Source organism: Streptomyces sp. NPDC001093, from assembly GCF_040298985.1.
In the GTDB taxonomy this organism is placed as follows: domain Bacteria; phylum Actinomycetota; class Actinomycetes; order Streptomycetales; family Streptomycetaceae; genus Streptomyces.
In genome coordinates, this window is record NZ_JBEPBF010000055.1 from 42,670 (window position 1) to 60,005 (window position 17,336).

17 protein-coding genes are annotated in these 17,336 nt (G+C 72.6%); 9 read left to right on the plus strand and 8 right to left on the minus strand.

The window, feature by feature from the left end; genetic code table 11:
- Positions 1–101: 101 nt before the first annotated feature.
- The 3 genes from ABT288_RS25825 to ABT288_RS25835 all read left to right on the plus strand — a co-directional run bounded on the left by ABT288_RS25825 (position 102) and on the right by ABT288_RS25835 (position 3,165).
- Positions 102–1,976 (plus strand): FUSC family protein, encoded by a 1,875-nt coding sequence (locus ABT288_RS25825; protein WP_450859091.1) that lies wholly within the window; start codon positions 102–104, stop codon positions 1,974–1,976.
- A 148-nt stretch (positions 1,977–2,124) separates the two neighbouring features.
- Positions 2,125–2,835 (plus strand): DUF899 domain-containing protein, encoded by a 711-nt coding sequence (locus ABT288_RS25830; protein ID WP_351612125.1) that lies wholly within the window; start codon positions 2,125–2,127, stop codon positions 2,833–2,835.
- Positions 2,836–2,988: 153 nt separating this feature from the next.
- Positions 2,989–3,165, plus strand: a complete 177-nt coding sequence (locus ABT288_RS25835) for a DUF8839 family protein (RefSeq protein WP_351612127.1) — start codon at positions 2,989–2,991, stop codon at positions 3,163–3,165.
- Positions 3,166–3,338: 173 nt separating this feature from the next.
- Here the strand turns inward: ABT288_RS25835 and ABT288_RS25840 are convergent, their stop codons facing one another.
- Together ABT288_RS25840 and ABT288_RS25845 are read right to left on the minus strand one after the other, a co-directional pair.
- Positions 3,339–3,731: a hypothetical protein gene (locus ABT288_RS25840; RefSeq protein WP_351612160.1), complete on the minus strand. Its 393-nt coding sequence runs from the start codon at positions 3,729–3,731 to the stop codon at positions 3,339–3,341.
- 227 nt (positions 3,732–3,958) lie between these two features.
- Positions 3,959–4,732, minus strand: a complete 774-nt coding sequence (locus tag ABT288_RS25845) for an ATP-binding protein (RefSeq protein WP_502972814.1) — start codon at positions 4,730–4,732, stop codon at positions 3,959–3,961.
- A gap of 202 nt (positions 4,733–4,934) precedes the next feature.
- On the opposite strand from ABT288_RS25845, the gene ABT288_RS25850 reads away from it, so the two are divergent.
- From ABT288_RS25850 to ABT288_RS25860, 3 genes are all read left to right on the plus strand, one after another.
- Positions 4,935–5,795, plus strand: a complete 861-nt coding sequence (locus ABT288_RS25850) for a Sco1979 family transcriptional regulator (protein WP_351612132.1) — start codon at positions 4,935–4,937, stop codon at positions 5,793–5,795.
- The gene (locus tag ABT288_RS25855; protein WP_228622545.1) at positions 5,796–6,050 is read left to right on the plus strand and encodes a DUF397 domain-containing protein; all 255 of its coding nucleotides are present in this window, start codon (positions 5,796–5,798) and stop codon (positions 6,048–6,050) included.
- Between the two features lie 96 nt (positions 6,051–6,146).
- Positions 6,147–6,956, plus strand: a complete 810-nt coding sequence (locus ABT288_RS25860; protein WP_351612134.1) for an SAM-dependent methyltransferase — start codon at positions 6,147–6,149, stop codon at positions 6,954–6,956.
- A 166-nt stretch (positions 6,957–7,122) separates the two neighbouring features.
- Here the strand turns inward: ABT288_RS25860 and pdxR are convergent, their stop codons facing one another.
- Entirely contained in the window at positions 7,123–8,544 is a 1,422-nt protein-coding gene (gene pdxR, locus ABT288_RS25865; RefSeq protein WP_351612137.1) for a MocR-like pyridoxine biosynthesis transcription factor PdxR, read from the minus strand.
- 46 nt (positions 8,545–8,590) lie between these two features.
- Between pdxR and ABT288_RS25870 the strand changes: the two genes are divergently transcribed.
- Positions 8,591–9,109 (plus strand): carboxymuconolactone decarboxylase family protein, encoded by a 519-nt coding sequence (locus tag ABT288_RS25870; RefSeq protein ID WP_351612140.1) that lies wholly within the window; start codon positions 8,591–8,593, stop codon positions 9,107–9,109.
- A 202-nt stretch (positions 9,110–9,311) separates the two neighbouring features.
- Here the strand turns inward: ABT288_RS25870 and ABT288_RS25875 are convergent, their stop codons facing one another.
- From ABT288_RS25875 to ABT288_RS25885, 3 genes are all read right to left on the minus strand, one after another.
- Positions 9,312–10,799, minus strand: coding sequence for a glutamate synthase subunit beta (locus ABT288_RS25875; protein ID WP_351612143.1), 1,488 nt, complete (start codon positions 10,797–10,799; stop codon positions 9,312–9,314).
- 617 nt (positions 10,800–11,416) lie between these two features.
- Complete coding sequence (locus ABT288_RS25880) at positions 11,417–11,896, minus strand: anthrone oxygenase family protein (RefSeq protein WP_351612163.1); 480 nt, start codon at positions 11,894–11,896, stop codon at positions 11,417–11,419.
- 185 nt (positions 11,897–12,081) lie between these two features.
- Positions 12,082–12,777 (minus strand): DUF2293 domain-containing protein, encoded by a 696-nt coding sequence (locus tag ABT288_RS25885; protein WP_351612145.1) that lies wholly within the window; start codon positions 12,775–12,777, stop codon positions 12,082–12,084.
- Between the two features lie 595 nt (positions 12,778–13,372).
- Between ABT288_RS25885 and ABT288_RS25890 the strand changes: the two genes are divergently transcribed.
- Positions 13,373–14,005 (plus strand): nucleoside/nucleotide kinase family protein, encoded by a 633-nt coding sequence (locus ABT288_RS25890; protein WP_351612147.1) that lies wholly within the window; start codon positions 13,373–13,375, stop codon positions 14,003–14,005.
- Positions 14,006–14,055: 50 nt separating this feature from the next.
- On the opposite strand, the gene corA is transcribed toward ABT288_RS25890, so the two are convergent.
- Positions 14,056–15,183: a magnesium/cobalt transporter CorA gene (gene corA, locus ABT288_RS25895; protein ID WP_351612149.1), complete on the minus strand. Its 1,128-nt coding sequence runs from the start codon at positions 15,181–15,183 to the stop codon at positions 14,056–14,058.
- A gap of 285 nt (positions 15,184–15,468) precedes the next feature.
- On the opposite strand from corA, the gene ABT288_RS25900 reads away from it, so the two are divergent.
- On the plus strand, positions 15,469–16,275 hold the full coding sequence (locus ABT288_RS25900; protein WP_351612152.1) for a methyltransferase domain-containing protein: 807 nt from the start codon (positions 15,469–15,471) through the stop codon (positions 16,273–16,275).
- 66 nt (positions 16,276–16,341) lie between these two features.
- Here the strand turns inward: ABT288_RS25900 and ABT288_RS25905 are convergent, their stop codons facing one another.
- Positions 16,342–17,247 carry a carbohydrate kinase family protein gene (locus tag ABT288_RS25905; RefSeq protein ID WP_351612155.1) on the minus strand — a complete coding sequence of 302 codons (906 nt, stop codon included), beginning with the start codon at positions 17,245–17,247 and terminating at the stop codon, positions 16,342–16,344.
- Positions 17,248–17,336 lie beyond the last annotated feature (89 nt).

The window sequence follows — 17,336 nt, forward strand, 5'->3', positions numbered from 1 at the left end:
CGGGCACCTTTCACCTGCGCGAAACGTGATCGCCCGGTTCGCACGGGGAACGCCCCCTACCGTGTAAGGACAGCCCACCCGGCCACCGTCGTCCGAAGGCAATGCACTTCCCGCCCGCATACGACAGGAGCCCCGTGTCCCGGCCCGCCGCACCCCTCTGGCTCGCCCATGCCCTGCGCGCCCAGCGCGGCCCCGTCCCCTGGAGCGCGGTGACCCGGGGCGCGCTCGCCGCCGGTCCGCTGCTGTCCGCCGGAGTCGGCACGGGACGCATCGCCCCCGGCGTCCTCGCCGCCATCGCCGCGATGCTCGCCGGCATCAACGACCGGCCCGGCGGCCGGCGCGCCTCCGTCAAACGGCTCGGGGTGCCCGCGCTGGCCGGGGCGCTCGGGCTGCTCGCAGGGACGTACGCGGGGCAGGGGCTGGCGGCCGTACCGCTGACCCTGGCGCTCACCCTGCTCGGGCTGGTCGCCGGTGGCATCAGCGCGGTCGGGCCCGTGGCCTCCGCCGCCGGAACGCAACTGCTCGTCGGCGCCGCGATCGGCGCCGGAATGCCGACGGCCGAGAGCGGCTGGCAGCGGGCGCTCGCCTTCCTCGCCGGGGCCGGCTGGCTGCTTGTGCTGCGGCTCGCCCTGCCCACGCCCGGCTCCCTCGCGGGGGACTTCCGGTTCGACGGGGAGCGGGCGGCGGTCGCCGAGGTGTACGACGCCGTCGCCGCGCTGCTCGACGCCGTGGGCGGTGAACGGGCCACCGCCCGGCGGGCCGCGCTCACCGCCGCCCTCGACCATGCCCAGGACGCCCTCGCCGGACCCCGGTTGCGCCGGTACGCCAGTTCCGCCGCCGAACGCCGGCTGCACGCGCGGTTCGCGGCCGCGCTGCCCCTCGCCGAGGCCGCCACCGCCCTGTTCTGGGCGGGGGAGCCGGTCTCGGCGCGGGCCGCGGAAGGGCCCCGGCGCCTCGCCGCAGCGGTCCGCGACAACACCGGCACCGGCCCGCTGCCCGCTCCCCACCGGTCCGCCCCCGCCCTGCGCGCCCTCGACGACGCCCTGCTGCGCGCCGCCGAGGCCTTCGACCGGGCCGAGGACGCACACCAGCGGCCACCCGCCCGGCGCCGGGATGTGCGACACGCCGTCCGCGCCGCGTTCGGCACCGGCGGACGCGAGTACGGCCTGCGGGTCGCCCTCTGCTTCGGGGCCAGCGCCGCCATCGCCCAGGCCCTGCACCACACCCGCTGGTACGGCAACCACCAGCACTGGTACTGGCTGCCCGCCACCGCCGTCTTCCTCGTCAAGCCCGACCTCGGGCCGCTCGCCTCCCGAGTGCTGTGCCGGGCCGCCGGGACCGTACTGGGCGCCCTGGTGTTCGCCGGACTCGCCGCGCTGCTGCCCCGGCCCGCCGGGCTGATCGCGCTGGTCGCCGTCTGCGGGGCGCTCGTGCCGGTCGCCACCCGGCACTTCGCCGCGCTCACCGCCGTCGTCACCGTCCTCGTCCTCGCCCTGGTCATGGCCGGAGGCGAGCCGCAGGCCTCCGTCAGCCGGATCGGCGAGACCCTGCTGGCCTGCGCGCTCGTGCTGGTCGTCGGGCATCTGCCGATGCCGGGGGAGCGCGGCGGCGGCGTACGCGCCCGGCTCGCGGCGGCCGGAAGCGCCGCGCACGCCTATCTCGTGCACGTCCTGGACGGGTCCGGCGACCGCGCCGAACGGTGGGCGCTGCGCCGGGAGGCCTACCGCACCCTCGCCGAGGCGCGCGCCGCCATCGCGCTCGCCGCCGCCGAACTGCCTGCCCTCGCCCGGCACACCGCGGGCACGGACGCCGTCGCGGACGTCCTGGAGCGACTTGTCGACACGACCACGGCCAGCGCCGTACACCTCGACGACACGGGCCGGCTCACAGCTCGGCACGTCAGGCAACTCCAGGACGCATTGGGAGAGTTGAAGCTCCAAGGTCTCGTCGAGGTGCCGCTGCCCGCCGCCGCGTAGCGGTACGTGGGCCCCTGCGGACCTGAGCCGGCCGACGCCGCGCAGGCCGGAGGCGCGCCGGAAAGAATCTTCGCGCGTGGCGATGAGTTCCGCTCCCGGCGACGGTCACCACCCGGACCGACCGTCGGATCGTCGGACAGGAGGGCCCATGTCGCTTCCGGAGATCGTCTCGCGCGAGCAGTGGCGTGCGGCGCGCGAGGAGTTGCTGCGCAAGGAGGAGGCGGTCAGACGGGCCCGCGAGGTGCTCGGGGAGGAGCGGCGGCGGCTGCCCATGGCCGAGGTCGACGCGGAGTACGTCTTCGAGGGCGGCGACGGCAAGGCCACCCTCCTGGACCTCTTCGAGAGCCGGGCCCAGCTCGTCGTCCACCACTTCATGTTCGCCCCGGAGTGGGAGACCGGCTGCCCGTGCTGCTCGGCCTTCCTGGACCAGGTCGGCCACCTCGCCCATCTGCGCTCCCGGAACACCTCCTTCGCGGTCGTCTCCCGGGCGCCGTTCACCCGGATCCTGCCGTTCAAGGCGCGGATGGGCTGGATGGTGCCCTGGTACTCGTCGTCCGACAGTGACTTCAACCTCGACTTCGAGGCCACCGTGGAGCCGGACCAGGACCGGAGCCAGAACCAGAACCAGGACCAGTGCCGGAGCCAGGGTCAGGGTCAGGGTCAGGGTCAGAGCCTGGTCGAGCGGCCGGGCATCAGCTGCTTCCTGCGCGACCACGACCGGGTCTTCCACACCTATTCGGTCTACGACGACGGGCTGGACGGACTCGGCACCCTCGCCGGTCTGCTCGACCTCACCGCGCTCGGCCGCAGCCCCGCCGGCAGCGACCGGCTGCGCCTTCACGACGAGTACGACCACTGACGCGGAGGGCGCGGTTCATCCCACAAAGTGAACGTCTGCTCACACTCCGCGCCGAACGAGTGTAGGTAATGTCTCAGTCCCGTCACCGAGCGAGGCTTTTCCCTTCTCCAGGGCGTTAACTCCTACAGGTACGACGCTTTCTGGAGGTGCGAGATGGTGAACGGGCGAACGGTGCTCGAACGCTTTCCCGCCGGTGGTCCGCGGGGATCCTGGCCCGCGGAGGAGTTCGCGCACGCGCGGCGTCTGGAAGGCCTGCCGGCCGAGGTCGTCATGGACCTCGCGACGGACATGTTCCTGGTGATCGTGCGGGGAGCCGAAGCGGCCGAGTGAGCGCGCCGCTGCCGTCCGCTCCGCTCAGGCAGGCCGTGCTCAGGCAGGCTGCACCAGTTCGGCATGCCGGCGCGGCCGTCGGCTCGTCCACGATCAGCCGCCGAAAGCCGAGCCCGCCCCACCACGGCCCCAGGGTCACGGCCACGGCCCGAAGCCGGCCGCCGCGTCCGCGTCTACGCGGGGACCGCCCTGGACCAGTCCGGAGCCGTCCCGGTCACCCGGCACAGGGCCAGGTACAGCGGGATCGGCGGGGTGTACGGGACCGTGCCCTCCGGGCGGTGGATGAGCCGGGCGGTGCCGGTCACCAGGGCGCCGGGGGCGTAGTGGGCCGGGAAGGGCCAGGGGAGGGCGTAGTCGGAGTCCGACGGAACGATCCACCACCAGCGGGCGCCGTCGGTGTACACACAGCCCAGCCGGGGCAGCCGGGGTACGACGAGCGGGCCGAGGCGGTCGGGCACGGCCACGGCGTCGCAGCCGAGCGGTGCGGTCATGCCGTCCGGCACGGCGAGCCGGCGGGGCTCGTCCGGGACGGACCTGCGCCGCTGCAGCCGCACCAGGGTGTCCAGGCCGAGGGCCGGTTCGGGTCCCCGGCCGGCGGCACCGGCCGCATGAGCGGCACGGGCCGCACCGAAGACACCGGCGGCGCCGGGCGGGAAGGGGCTTGCGGTGTCGTACCTGTCGCCGCCCAGGACGCGGCCGGTGACACCCTCTCGGCCGGAGTCGTAGCCGCCGCAGTCGTAGGCGTCGCAGTCGTACCCCACGGAGTCGTACCCGCGGGAGTCGTACTCGGCGGTCACGGGCGCTCCCCGGCGCGGTGCTGCTCGGGGAACCGGTGCAGAGGGTGGTGCGGGGGCCGGTCCAGGGCTCGGTGCCGGTGGGGGTCCGGTGCCCCGGGGCGGTGCTGGTGCTCGGGAGTGTGAGGGTGGGGGCGCCCGGCGGCCCGTTGCCGGCCCTCCGGCGCCTCGTCCTCGCCGGAGTCGTCCGGGCGGCCCGGTTTGGGGCGGGCGCCCCAGCCCAGGTCGGCTCGCGGAGCGGCGGTGCCGCGGTCCGCGTCGGTCTGGCGGGCCAGCTCGGCCCAGACCAGCAGCCCGGGCCCGTGTTCCTGCGCGCCCCAGGCCCGGCACAGCGCGTCGACGAGGAGCAATCCCCTCCCGTGCTCCTCATCGGGCCGCTGTGGGGACGGGTGGGGTTCGCCTGGGGCGCAGCCCTCGTCGCGTACGGCTATGCGCACGGTGTCGTCGTGATCCTGCAGTTCGCACACCACACGACTGCTCGCGGTGTGCACGATCGCGTTCGTGACCAGTTCGGATATGACCAGGGCCGCGCTGTCGCAGGTGTCCGCGCACACCGACCAGCCGGTCAGCCGGGCGTGCGCGAGGCGTCTCGCCCGGGCGACGGAACCGGGATGTGCGGCCAGCTCGAAGCGGAACCGGCGCCCGGCAGCGCCCCCGTCAGGGGCTGCTCCCGTGGCTGCACCGCGACCGGGACGGTCTGCGGCGGAGTCTGTTCCTAAGGGCGCGGACGGAATCACGCTTGCCACTATCTCCCCGCCGTGAACACTTGGCAAGTATCACTCTGAAAATTGCAGAGTGCTGTGTGACTCGGTCAGAGGCCGTGGCACACTGCTCGCAACAGCACGTCGAGCGGCGCCAATTGGGGGCATCGGAGACCGACCCGGTCTTCGAATGCATCTTCGAACGGCGCCGCAGGGCTGTCGGGAAACATCTGTCAGGACACGTTCGGTGGAGGCGTGCGGTGGAGGTGAGAGCGTGAGCGAACCGCGGTCCGCGCCGACGGTGGGCCAGGTGGTCCTCGGCCGACGCCTGTTGGACCTGCGGGAACGCGCCGGACTGAAGCGTGAGGAGGCCGCCCGCGTCCTGCGTGTCGCGCCCGCCACCGTCCGCCGCATGGAGATGGCCGAGGTCGCCCTCAAGATCCCGTACCTGCAACTGCTGCTGAAGGCATACGGCGTACCCGACGACGAGGCCGAACTCTTCGTCCAGCTGGCCGAGGAGGCCAACAAGCCCGGCTGGTGGCAGCGCTTCCACGACATCCTGCCCGGCTGGTTCTCGATGTACGTCAGCCTGGAGGGTGCGGCCGCTCTCATCCGCTCCTACGAGCCGCACTTCGTCCCCGGCCTGCTCCAGACCGAGGACTACGCGCGCGGTGTGCTCAAGTCCGGTGCCATCGGCCAGACCAGTCCGGACGACATCGAGCGGCACGTCGCCCTGCGCATGCAACGCCAGCAACTGCTCACCCGTCCCGACGCCCCCCGCTTCTGGGCGGTGATGGACGAGACCGCCCTGCGCCGCCCGGTCGGCGGTCCGGAGGTGATGCGCGCGCAGATCGACAGGTTGCTCGAGGCCACGAAGCTGCCCCATGTCACGCTCCAGGTCGCCCCGTTCGCGAGCGGGCCGCACCCGGGGACGTACGGGCCCTTCGTGCTGTTCCGATTCGCCATGCCGGAGCTGCCGGACATGGTCTACAGCGAGTACCTGACCGGCGCCGTCTACCTGGACGCGCGCGCGGAGGTGGCGACCCACCTCGAGGTCATGGACCGCATGGCGGCGCAGGCCGCTACGGCACAACGCACGAAGGAGATCCTCCGGGATCTCCGCAAGGAGCTGTGAATGGATCGCATCACGCCGCGCGGACGCGTCTACAACGGCATGCCCGCGCGGGAGCTGGGCAGCGAGGGCTGGCACAAGCCCTGGAGCGGCGGCAACGGCGGGAACTGCCTGGAGGCGATGAAGCTGGCCGACGGCCGGATCGCCGTACGCCAGTCCACCGACCCGGACGGACCAGCGCTGATCTACACCACCGCCGAGATGACCGCGTTCATCGAGGGCGCCAAGGCGGGGGAGGCCGACTTCCTGCTGTCCTGACCTGGACCGTGTGTTGCTTTTCGCTCAACTTCCCTATCGTGGAACCCACTTGCTCACTCATTGCGCCGGACGTTCATCACGCTCATGGAGTGCCGCATGACAGGGCAGGACCCGACGGCCGTGGCGATCGACACCAGCAAGCCGCACCCCGCGCGGATGTACGACTGGTATCTCGGCGGCAAGGACAACTACCCCGTCGACGAGGCGATGGGCCGGCAGATGCTGGCCCTCGACCCCCGGGTCCCGGTCATGGCCCGGGTCAACCGCGCGTTCATGCACCGGGCCACGCGGTGGCTGGCCCAGCAGGGGATACGGCAGTTCCTGGACATCGGCACCGGCATACCCACCGAGCCCAACCTCCACCAGATCGCCCAGCAGGCCGCCCCCGACGCCCGGGTCGTCTACTGCGACAACGACCCGATCGTGCTGGCCCACGCCGCGGCGCTGCTGCGCAGCACACCGGAGGGCGCCACCGAGTACCTGCAGGCCGACGTGCGCGATCCGGACGCGGTCATCGCGGGTGCCAAGGAGATCCTGGACCTCGACCGGCCGGTCGCGCTCTCCCTGATCGCCCTGCTGCACTTCGTCTCCGACGAGGACGGCGCACACGACCTGGTCGGCCGGCTGCTCGCCGAACTGCCCTCCGGCAGCCACCTGGTGATGACCCACGCCACGGCCGACTTCACCCCCGAGGAGTCGGCGGCCGCCACCGAGAAACTGAAGGCGGCCGGCGTCACCCTCGCCCTGCGCTCCCGCGAGGAGTTCACCCGCTTCTTCACCGGCCTCGACCTGGTCGGGCCCGGCGTCGAGATCGTCCACAAGTGGCACCCGGAACTGGGCGAGCCGGTCCCGGGCCAGGACGACGGGGTGATTCCCGGGTACGGGGCGGTGGCGCGGAAACGGTAGACCTGCGCGGCACACCTGTTGAGCCGGGGGAACTCGCCCTGGGGCCAGCGGCGGGCTCGACAGCCGGCCGCAGCCAGTCACCGGGCGCGAAGGCCTACGTCACCGCCGCCGACCCCGATCTCCGAACCACCGCTCCGCAGGCCGCAGGCCGCAGGCAACCCGCTCCTCACCCAGGAGGCAGCACCCCGCACAGCGCCTCCAGCGCCGCGCCGTAGGCGTGTTCGGCGGCGGCCGCGTAGCCCACGACCAGTCCGTCACCCGCCGTCGCCACCGCCTGCGGATGCCGGAACGCGGCGAGTCCGTCCAGGGCGATCCCCTGCCACGCGGCGGCCTTCACCGTGGAGGGCTCGCTGCCCGGCGGCAGCCGCAGCACCGCGTGCAGCCCGGCCGCGACGCCCGTCACCTCGACATGCGGCGCGTGGTCGGCGAGCGCCGCGACGAGCCGGTCACGCCGGTGCCGGTAGCGCTGCCGCATGCGCCGCACATGACGGTCGTACGACCCGGAGACGATGAACTCCGCCAGGGCCAGCTGGTCCAGCACGCTCGCCCAGCCCTCCCGCTCGCCCTTCGCCGCCAGCACAGGCCCGACATACCGCTCCGGCAGCACCATCCAGCCCAGCCGCAGCGCCGGTGACAGGCTCTTGCTGACCGACCCGAGGTGGATCACCCGCTCCGGATCGAGGCCCTGCAGCGCACCGACCGGCCTGCGGTCGTACCGGAACTCGCCGTCGTAGTCGTCCTCCAGCACGACCGTCCCACGCGCGCGTGCCCAGTCGATCACGGCCGACCGGCGCTCCGGGTGCAACGGCCCGCCGGTCGGGAACTGGTGCGCCGGCGTGAGCAGCACGGCCCGCTCCCGCCCGAGTACATCGACCCGCACGCCGCGCTCGTCCAGCGGCAGCGGCACCGTGCGCACCCCGGCCGTGGCGAGCAACCCCCGGTGGAAGTCCAGCCCGTACGCCTCCACGCCCAGCGGACCGCGCAGCACCCCGCCCGCACCCTGGCCGAACAGCAGCCGCAGCGCGTGCGCGAAGCCCGAACAGATCACGATCCGGCCCGGCTCGGCGCGCACGCCACGCGCGCGTGCCAGATATTCGGTCAACGCCTCCCGCAGCTCCCGGCGCCCGGCCGGATCCCCCGGCCCGAACGCCTCGTTCGGCGCCGCCTGAAGGGCCCGCCGGTAGCAGGCCGACCAGGCCGCCCGAGGGAACGCCGACGCATCCGGCGTGCCCTGCCGCAGATCGTGTCGCGGGCCACGCGCGCGTGGAGGTGCCTTCACGGGCGTCCGTACGGCCTGCCGCAGCGGCTCCGCGCGGTCGGCGACCCGGGTGCCCGAACCCTGGCGGGCGGTCAGCCAGCCCTCCGCCACCAGTTCCGCGTAGGCGTCGGCCACCGTGTTGCGGGCCACGCCCAGATCCGCGGCGAGCGACCGGTACGGCGGCAACAGGGTGCCCGGCGCCAGCCGCCCGCTGCGCACGGCCGCCCGCAGCGCCCGGGTCAGCGCCGCCCGCCGCCCGCCCGGACCCGACAGCTCCAGATGCAGATCGGCGCCGATCCGCTCCGCGGAATTGACCCACGATTCCATCACGAAAATGCACCCTACAGCCGGTCTATCGGGCTCGTAGGTTGAAGCCATGACAACGCACACGAACGCCACCGCAGCCGACATCACCACCGCGATCGCGGAGACCGAGGACGCCCGCGCCCGACTGGACTTCTCGAAGTCCGCCCCGAAGGCCTTCCGTGCCCTCATCGGCTTCGACGCCGCCGCGCGGGCCGGCCTCGACCCGGCACTGGTGGAGCTGATCCAGATCCGCTCCTCGCTCCTCAACCACTGCGCCTACTGCCTGCACATGCACACCAACGACGCCCGCAAGGCCGGCGAGAGCGAGGACCGGCTGCACATGGTGGCCGTCTGGCGCGAGGCCCGGCACTTCTTCACCCCCAGGGAACAGGCCGCTCTTGCGCTCACGGAGGCCCTGACCCACGTCGCCGACGCGGGCGTCCCCGACACCGTCTACGCCGAGGCCGCGGCCCACTTCGACGAGGAGGAACTGGCCCACGTCATCGCCATGATCTGCACGATCAACACGTGGAACCGGGTGGCCCTGTCGACGGGGAAGGTGGCGGGGACGGACGAGCGGAAGGGATGACCGGAAGGGATGACGGGAATGGATGGCCGGCACCGACAGGCACCGACGCCGATCCTTTTGTCTGGCCGGTGCCCTGGATCTCGCGGGTGGCCCGGCCCCCCGCCCCAACGGCGAGTAACCACAACGCCGCATCCCGGCGGTGCCGAACCGGCCGTCACCACCGCCGAGCACAGCCAACGGCCACAACGACCGTCGGCCACACTCACACCCTCATCGGCCGATCCCTCGGAGAGACCGGGGCCGGCAGTCGTGAACTCCCCGTCAGATAGCGGTCGACGGCCGCCGCCACCGCCCGCCCCTCCGCGATCGCCCAGACGATGAGCGACTGCCCGCGCGCCGCGTCCCCGGCGGCGAAGACCCCGGGGACGTTCGTCGCGAAGCCGTCGTCCCGGGCGATCGTGCCGCGCGGATCCAGCGTCAGCCCCAGCTGCCCGATCAGCCCGTCCTCCTGGTCAGGGCCGGAGAACCCGAGGGCGAGCAGCACGAGATCGGCGGGAAGCGCCCGCTCGGTGCCCGGCACCGGACGACGCACCTCGTCGACTTCCACCAGGTGCAGCCGGCGCACCCGCCCGCCGTCGTCCCCGGTGAACCGGAGCGTGGACGCCGCGAACAGCCGGGCATCCGCGTCCGCCGCCGGCGCCGTACGCAGGTCCCGGGCCTCCTCGTGCGCGGCCGACAGCCGGTAGACCTTCGGGTACGTCGGCCACGGCTCGGCGTATTCGTCACGCTCGGCGCCCGGCTGCGCGTAGATGTCCAGCTGGCTCACGGACGCGGCCCCCTCGCGCACCGCGGTCCCCAGACAGTCCGCCCCGGTGTCCCCGCCGCCCACGATCACCACGTGCCTGCCGGCCGCGGACAGCGGTGAAACCTCCAGATCCCCCTCACACACCCGGTTCGCCAGCGGCAGATACTCCATCGCCTGGTGTATCCCTTTCAACTCCCGGCCCGGCACCGGAAGTTCCCGCCACGCCGTGGCCCCCGTGGCGATGACGACGGCGTCGTACCGTCCCCGCAGCTCCACCGCCCCGACATCCCGCCCGACGGCCGTCGACGTACGGAACTTCGTCCCCTCGGCCCGCATCTGCTCGATCCGCCGCTCCAGATGCCGCTTCTCCATCTTGAACTCGGGGATCCCGTACCGCATCAGCCCGCCGATCCGGTCGTCCCTCTCGTACACGGCGACCGTGTGCCCGGCCCGCGTCAGCTGCTGTGCCGCGGCGAGCCCGGTGGGCCCCGAGCCGATGACGGCGACCGTCTTCCCGGACAGCCGATCGGGCGGCCGCGCCTGGGCGAAACCTTCCTCCCAGGCCCGGTCGGCGATCGCGCACTCGACGTTCTTGATGGTGACGGCCGGCTGGTTGATCGCCAGCACGCACCCCGCCTCGCACGGCGCCGGACACAACCGCCCGGTGAACTCGGGGAAGTTGTTCGTCGCGTGCAACCGGTCGCTCGCCGCCCGCCAGTCCTCCCGCGAGACCAGGTCGTTCCACTCGGGGATCAGATTGCCCAGCGGACAGGCGTCGTGGCAGAACGGGACGCCGCAGTCCATGCACCGGTCGGCCTGTTTGCTGATGATGGGCAGCAGCGCTCCCGGGACGTACACCTCGTCCCAGTCCCGCACCCGCTCCTCGACGGGCCGCCGCGCCCACTCCTGCCGCGGCGTGGTCATGAACCCCTTGGGATCGGCCATGGTCGTCTTCCTCGCGTACAGATACCGCGCGGGTATCAGGTGTACGACGGGCCGTACGCCATCGGGCGGCAACCCTCGGCACTCTTCCTGCACTCCTCCGGCACCCTTTCGGCCACGATACGTCCGCGCCGACCACCGCGCAGAGTGGCGGACAGCGCTTTCTCCGGCCACACCCCCGGCCCGGCACCGGAAGCCGTCCGACCCCCCTCCCGAGGAGGCCTCGGGAGACGGTCAGGGGTGATCGCGGAGTGGTCGGGGCGTGATCAGGGGAGTCGGGGGGCGGGGGGCGATCAGGGACTGATCCGGGGCGGTGGGAGAGGTGATCGGGGAGTGGCCACGGGCTGATCGGGGAGTGCTTGATCGTGAAGTGGCTGGGGGTGATCGGGGAGTGGTTGATCGCGGAGTGGTTGGGGGGATTCGGGAGTGGTTGGGGTCGGGAGTGGTTGAGGGATCGGGAGTGGTCGGGGGTTGATCGGGGAACAGTCAGGGGGCTGTCGGAGGTGGGCCGGGGGAGGGTCGGGCATGAACGGACCAGGGGGACCGCCGGTTGTCAGGATCGGGTCAGACGAAACGGCCCGTACGAGGGTCAAGCCGTAGAGGGGCAACCCGTACGAGGGTCAAGCCAGCGCCAGTACGTAGGCGAGGGCGGCCGCTGCGGATGCGACGGTGCGGACGTGGTTCCAGAGCGTCCACTCGCGCACATACGCCGGCCAGTACACGGCGGCCTCCGGGGCGCCCGGGGTCAGCCGGGCCAGCCTGTCGTTGCGCGGGACGTTGGCGACGATCGTCAGCCCGAATGAGCCGAAGAGGTACAGCGCGCTGCCGAGCAGCAGTTCGAGCTTCCCCTCGTCCGGCCACACCACGAACGTCACCACCGCGATCATCGCGCTCAGTACCGCCGAGCCGGTGAACACCGTCATGAAGGCGGGCCGGACCGCGGCGACATTGATCGCGTTCATCGCCGCGACGCCCTGTGCCGGCGGAAGGGTGGCGAGCCCCCGCATCACAAAGGTCGAGAACGCGCAGAAGGTCCCAGCCACCAGCCCGGTGCCGAGCATCCCCACCACGACCAGTACGAAGAACGGCCCGTCGATCATCTCCACGCCCCAGCTCGTCTGTTCCGCCCGGTACGCGCCCGGCATCACCGCTACCTCCCAGTGAATGCCCAGGAACGGGTTCGGACCATGGCCCAGGAAGGCGACGACAGACGCGAGCGTCTCTCCGCCCCCTCCCCTCCCCGGGGGCCCCTCCCCCCACCCCCTCCCCCCGGTCCCCGCCCCGCTCAGCCTGCCTCCGCCCCCGCGTCCTGCCAGGTGCGCAGCACGCTCTCCACGGCCGGGGCGATCCGGCGGCGTGCCTCGTACCGTGACACCCCGCTCATCAGCAGCTGGTCGTACGGTGTGTCGACGTGCCGTACGGCCGCCACGACCGCCGAGACCACCGCTCCCTCCGACAGCGCCCGCCCAGCCGCGCTGCGCCCGACCCGCCCACTGCCGCGCAAGGACGCGTGCGCCGCGATGGCCCGCGCGCGATCGGCGGGGCAGCCGGGAAAGAGCCGCAGGATCTCGGCCGCGAACGCCGCCGCGAACCGTTCGTCCTCCGCCGCCCGGCGCCGCGCGTCCCGCGCCCGACGCCTACGCCGCGCCTCCGCGTCCGCCAGGCATCGCGCCTCGGCCCGGGCCAGCGCGGCCTCCTCCACGAGCACGCCCTGCCGCTCGTAACGACTCTTGCGCCGGTTGAACCGCACCACGACGACCGACAGCCCGCTCTCCTCCCTCGACCTGCGGGTCAGCGCCGTGTCCCCGCGCGGCAGGAACACCAGGTGTCCGAGGTCCGCGCAGTCCAGGCAGCGCGGTGCCCCGTCCTCCAGCACGAGCAGTGACAGCGGCCCGCGCCGACACCTGGCGCACCGCTTGGGCTTCTGCGCCTGGATGACGACAAGCCGACCGGGGGAGTGGGGAGTTGAGGGAAGCGCCATACGCGGTACTTTCCCCGCCGCCGCCCGCACCTCGCACGCCTTGCCCACTCCTTCTTTTCCTCCGCCTCCTCCTGGGTGTCCCTCTCTCTCCCTCCGTCCTCGCCGCCCTCGACCACCGGGCAGCCGCTCCTGGCCGACGCGGTCGGTCCCGTCTGCGGTCTGCCTTGCTCCAGCCGTCCCGGCGGGCGTGGGCATCACCCAGTCGACGGGATCGTCTGCACGCCCCGCAGGTGCTCCAGTCCCGTGGTGCGGCCCGCGCGAAGCGGCGGAGCTCCGGTGGGAAAGCCACCAGGTCGTCCCCCACTGGCCGTGCGTCCAGGCCGAGCAGATGTGCGCCCAGCCCCACCGCGCCGAGCCGGTCCACCCCGGCCCCGGCGAGCCCGTCGAGGAGCGCGTTGGCCACGCCCTTCCCCAGCCCCACCGCACAGCTCGCCCGGCAGCTGCGCCATCTCGTCCTCTCCGTCGGCCGGGTTCGTGCCCGGCCTCGGAGCCCTGCCCATCCGCTGGCAGGTGCCGTCACTCCGCTCTCCGCAGGCGGGGCCCGTCCCCCGCAGGCACTGTCACCCCACCTTCCGCCACCCGGCATCATGGCCATGTGCGACTCGAAGCGATCACCTGGGACCGGCTCGCCGAGCTGCTCGCCGACCGGCTGGCCGGGCTGAAGCCGGCCGACGGCAGCGCCTGGACGCGTGTCGGCTTCGACGGAGCCCCGGCCGCCCGGCCCGGCGACCTGGCCGAACGTGTAGGGGAGGCGCTGCGGGTGCGCGGCCGGCCCTCACTCGTGGTCGGCGCCGAGGGCTTCCTGCGCCCCGCCTCGCTGCGCCTGGAACACGGGCGGCGCGACGCGGAGTCGTACTACGGCGGTTGGCTCGATACCGGCGCCCTGTGGCGCGAGGTCTTCGGCCCGCTCGACCCCGGTGGCAGCGGTCGTGTCCTGCCCGACCTCTGGGATCCGGCCACCGACCGGGCCACCCGCAGCCCCTATGTCCAACTCCCGCCCGGTGGTGTCCTGTTGCTCCACGGCCCCCTCCTGTTGCGGCACTGGTTCCCCTTCGACCTGACCGTGCATCTCCTCCTTTCCCCGGGTGCACTGCGCCGGCGTACTCCCGAGGCCGAGCACTGGACGCTCCCCGCCTTCGAGCGCTACGAGTCCGAGACCGACCCCGCCGGAACGGCGGACGTCCTGGTACGTGCCGACGATCCGCGCCGTCCTGCCTGGAGTGGCTGATTCCCGTCGGCCGGCAGCGGGCCCCTCGGCTCGGGCGCGCTCCCGGCGGCTCAGAGCCAGCCGTTGCGCCGGAAGCCCCGGTACAGCACCAGACACGCTGCCGCCATGACGACCATGACCAGCGGATAGCCGAACCGCCAGTGCAGCTCTGGCATGTGGTCGAAGTTCATGCCGTATACCCCGCACACCATCGTCGGTACGGCGATCACCGCGGCCCAGGCCGTGATCTTCCGCATGTCCTCGTTCTGCGCGACGGTCACCTGCGCGAGGTGGGCCTGAAGAATCGAGTTGAGCAGTTCGTCGAAGGCGGCGATCTGTTCCTTGGCGCGTATCAGGTGGTCCAGCACGTCCCGGAAGTAGGCCTGAATCTCCGGCGCGACGACCCGTATGGGCCGGGTGGCAAGGTCCTCCACCGGGCGGCCGAGCGGCATCACCGCCCGCTTCAGCTCGAGCAGTTCACGCTTCATCTGGTAGATGCGGCCGGGGTCGAGACGTGCGCTGTTCTCCGAGAACACCTCCGTCTCGACCTGGTCGATGTCGGCCTGCACCGCGTCGGTGACGTTCAGATAGTCGTCGACGACATGGTCGGCGATCGCGTGCAGCACCGCCGCCGGTCCCTTGGCCAGCTGATGCGGATGCGCCTCCAACTCCTCGCGCAGCGGGCCCAGTGAGCCGTGCCGGCCGTGCCGTACCGTGATGACGAAGTCCTCACCGACGAACACCATGATCTCGCCGGTGTTGACCACCTCGCTGGTCTCCGTCAGTTGTTCGTGCTCCACGTAGCAGACCGTCTTGAACACCGCGAAGAGCGTGTCGCCATAGTGCTCCAGCTTCGGACGCTGATGAGCCTCGACCGCGTCCTCGACCGCCAGGGGATGCAGGGCGAACAACTCGGCGATGCCCGCGAACTCACGGTCCGTCGGCTCGTGCAGCCCGAGCCAGACGAACCCCTCGCCCGTCTTGCGTACCATCCGCACGGCAGCCACCAGGTCTGTGCACTGCGGCACGCGCACGCCGTCCTGGTACGTCACACAGTTGACCACTGACGAGCCCAGCGGTGACCGGGCGGGGTGACTCAGGTCCACACGCGGCCGCCGCCGGGCCAGCCGCGCCACCTTGCGCAGGCCGCCGACCCTGCTCAGCCCTGTGACCTTCCGCAGATTCCCCGCCATGGACATCTGGATCTCCTCGCCTGGATCTCCTCACGCAACGCGTTTGCGCCTTGCCCGGCAGTCTGCCAGGCGAGGGCAAAACGCGGGTAAGCCTGTGGGAACAGGATGTTCCGCTTGGTTCCCGGCTGTGGACGGAATGCGTTCCCGGCAGTGGACGGACCTCGTTGCCGGCAGTGGACGGAGCTCGTTCGCGGCTGTGGAGCACCGACGCCGCGGCGGCCTCGGCCCGGGCCGCCCCTGTCCGGAGCGTCGGCCGGTCCGGCCAGGCCGGGTGACTGGAATGATCGTGGCATGACCTCAGCGGACGGATACCTCCTGGACAACCGGCAGAAGCAGGCCGCAGAGCGTTTCGACGCCTTCGCCGCCCTCTTCGATCCCACGACCTTCCGGCACATCGAGGCGCTCGGCATCGGGCCCGGCTGGCGCTGCTGGGAAGTCGGTGCCGGCGGCAGCTCGGTGGTGTCCTGGCTCGCCAGGAAGGTGGGTCCCACCGGACAGGTCGTCGCCACGGACATCGACACCTCGAGGATCACCGCCGCGACAGCCCCGGCCGGCGGCCCGCCGGTGGAGGTCCGCGTCCACGACGTGGGCGCCGAGGAACCGCCGGGTGAGGGGTTCGACCTGGTCCACGCCCGGCTCGTCCTCGTTCATGTGCCGGACCGGGAGAGGGCGTTGCGGTCCATGATCCAGGCCCTCCGGCCCGGCGGGCGACTGCTGATCGAGGATGCCGACCCCGCTCTGCAGCCCTTGATCTGCCCCGACGAGTACGGCCCCGAGCAGCGGCTCGCCAACCGCCTGCGTCACGGCTTCCGCAAGCTGCTCGCCGAGCGTGGCGCCGATCTGTCGTACGGCCGAAAACTCCCGCGTCTGCTCCGTGAGGCCGGACTGAGCGAGGTGGAGGCCGATGCGTTCTTCCCCGTGACGTCGCCTGCCTGCACCGCTCTCGAGGCCGCGACGGTCCGTCAGATCCGGGACAGGCTCGTCACGGCGGGGCTTGCCACCGACGAGGACATCGACCAGCACCTGGCCAATGTCGAGGCCGGCGGCATGGACCTGGCCACCGCGCCGATGATCTCGGCGTGGGGGAGGAAGGACTAGCCGGGGGAAGGAAGGCCTGGGCGTTCGTCCCCCGGTTCGGGGCGATCCTGCCGCGCCCGTACGGCGTCAGCGGCGCGGCGCGGGCCGAACCTTCGCTTCCGGTGTCCGCACGGCGTCGGCGTCGGCCGGTGGCCGGCCCCCGCGCCCGGGACGCGGCGGTCTGGCGCCCACCCGTTCGACTGCCTCCGCACCAGCCCGGCAGCCGCGTGCCGCGGCCTCCTCCGCGTCCGCTCCCGCGAGCAGGGCGGCGAGGAAGGCGCCGGTGAAGGCGTCACCGGCGCCCGTGGTGTCCCGAGGGACCGCCGGCGCGGCCGGGACCCGGGACGGTGCGCTGCCGGATCGGGCCACCAGCGCACCCTCCGCACCCGCCTTGGCGACCACCAGCGGGACGAGACGGCTCAGCTTGGCCGCCGCGTCCACCGGATCCGGCAGACCCGTCAGCAGACATGCCTCGTCCCGGCTGGGCAGCAACACGTCCAGTTCCTGAGCGAAGGCCAGGAAGCGGTCCAGCCCCAGCCGCACCAGGAAGCCGGCCGACGCGGGATCGAGGCTGACCGGCACGCCACGCGCGCCTGCCGCCGCGAGCGCGGTCCGCGCGAGCTCCCGGCTCGGCTCCGTGAACAGCAGATACCCCGACAGGTGCAGCCGGCCGACGCCGTCGAGCAACGCGTCCGACCAGTCGGCTGGTTCGAGCCGCAAGGACGCCCCGCTGTCCGTGAGGAACGTACGCTCCGCCGCCGCATCCGCATCGACGAGGCAGATCACCGTCCCGGTTGCCGCTGTCGGATCGACCACCAGCCGGGGCCGCACGCCGGCCGCGATCAGCTCACGCTCGTGCCACGCGGCCGCGTCCACGCCGACCCGCCCGAGCAGCCGTACGTCCGCACAGCCCGTGTGCGCGGCCCAGCAGGCCACGTTCGCGCCCGCCCCGCCCGGCAGCGTGCGGATCGCCGCGGTGGTGTCGGTGGTCATGTCCCCTGTGGTGGTGTAGCGAGGTCGATCTGATCTTTGTAGATCGTGTCCATGCTTTCCTCGGGTAGATAGCGGCGGGGAAAGGCGAT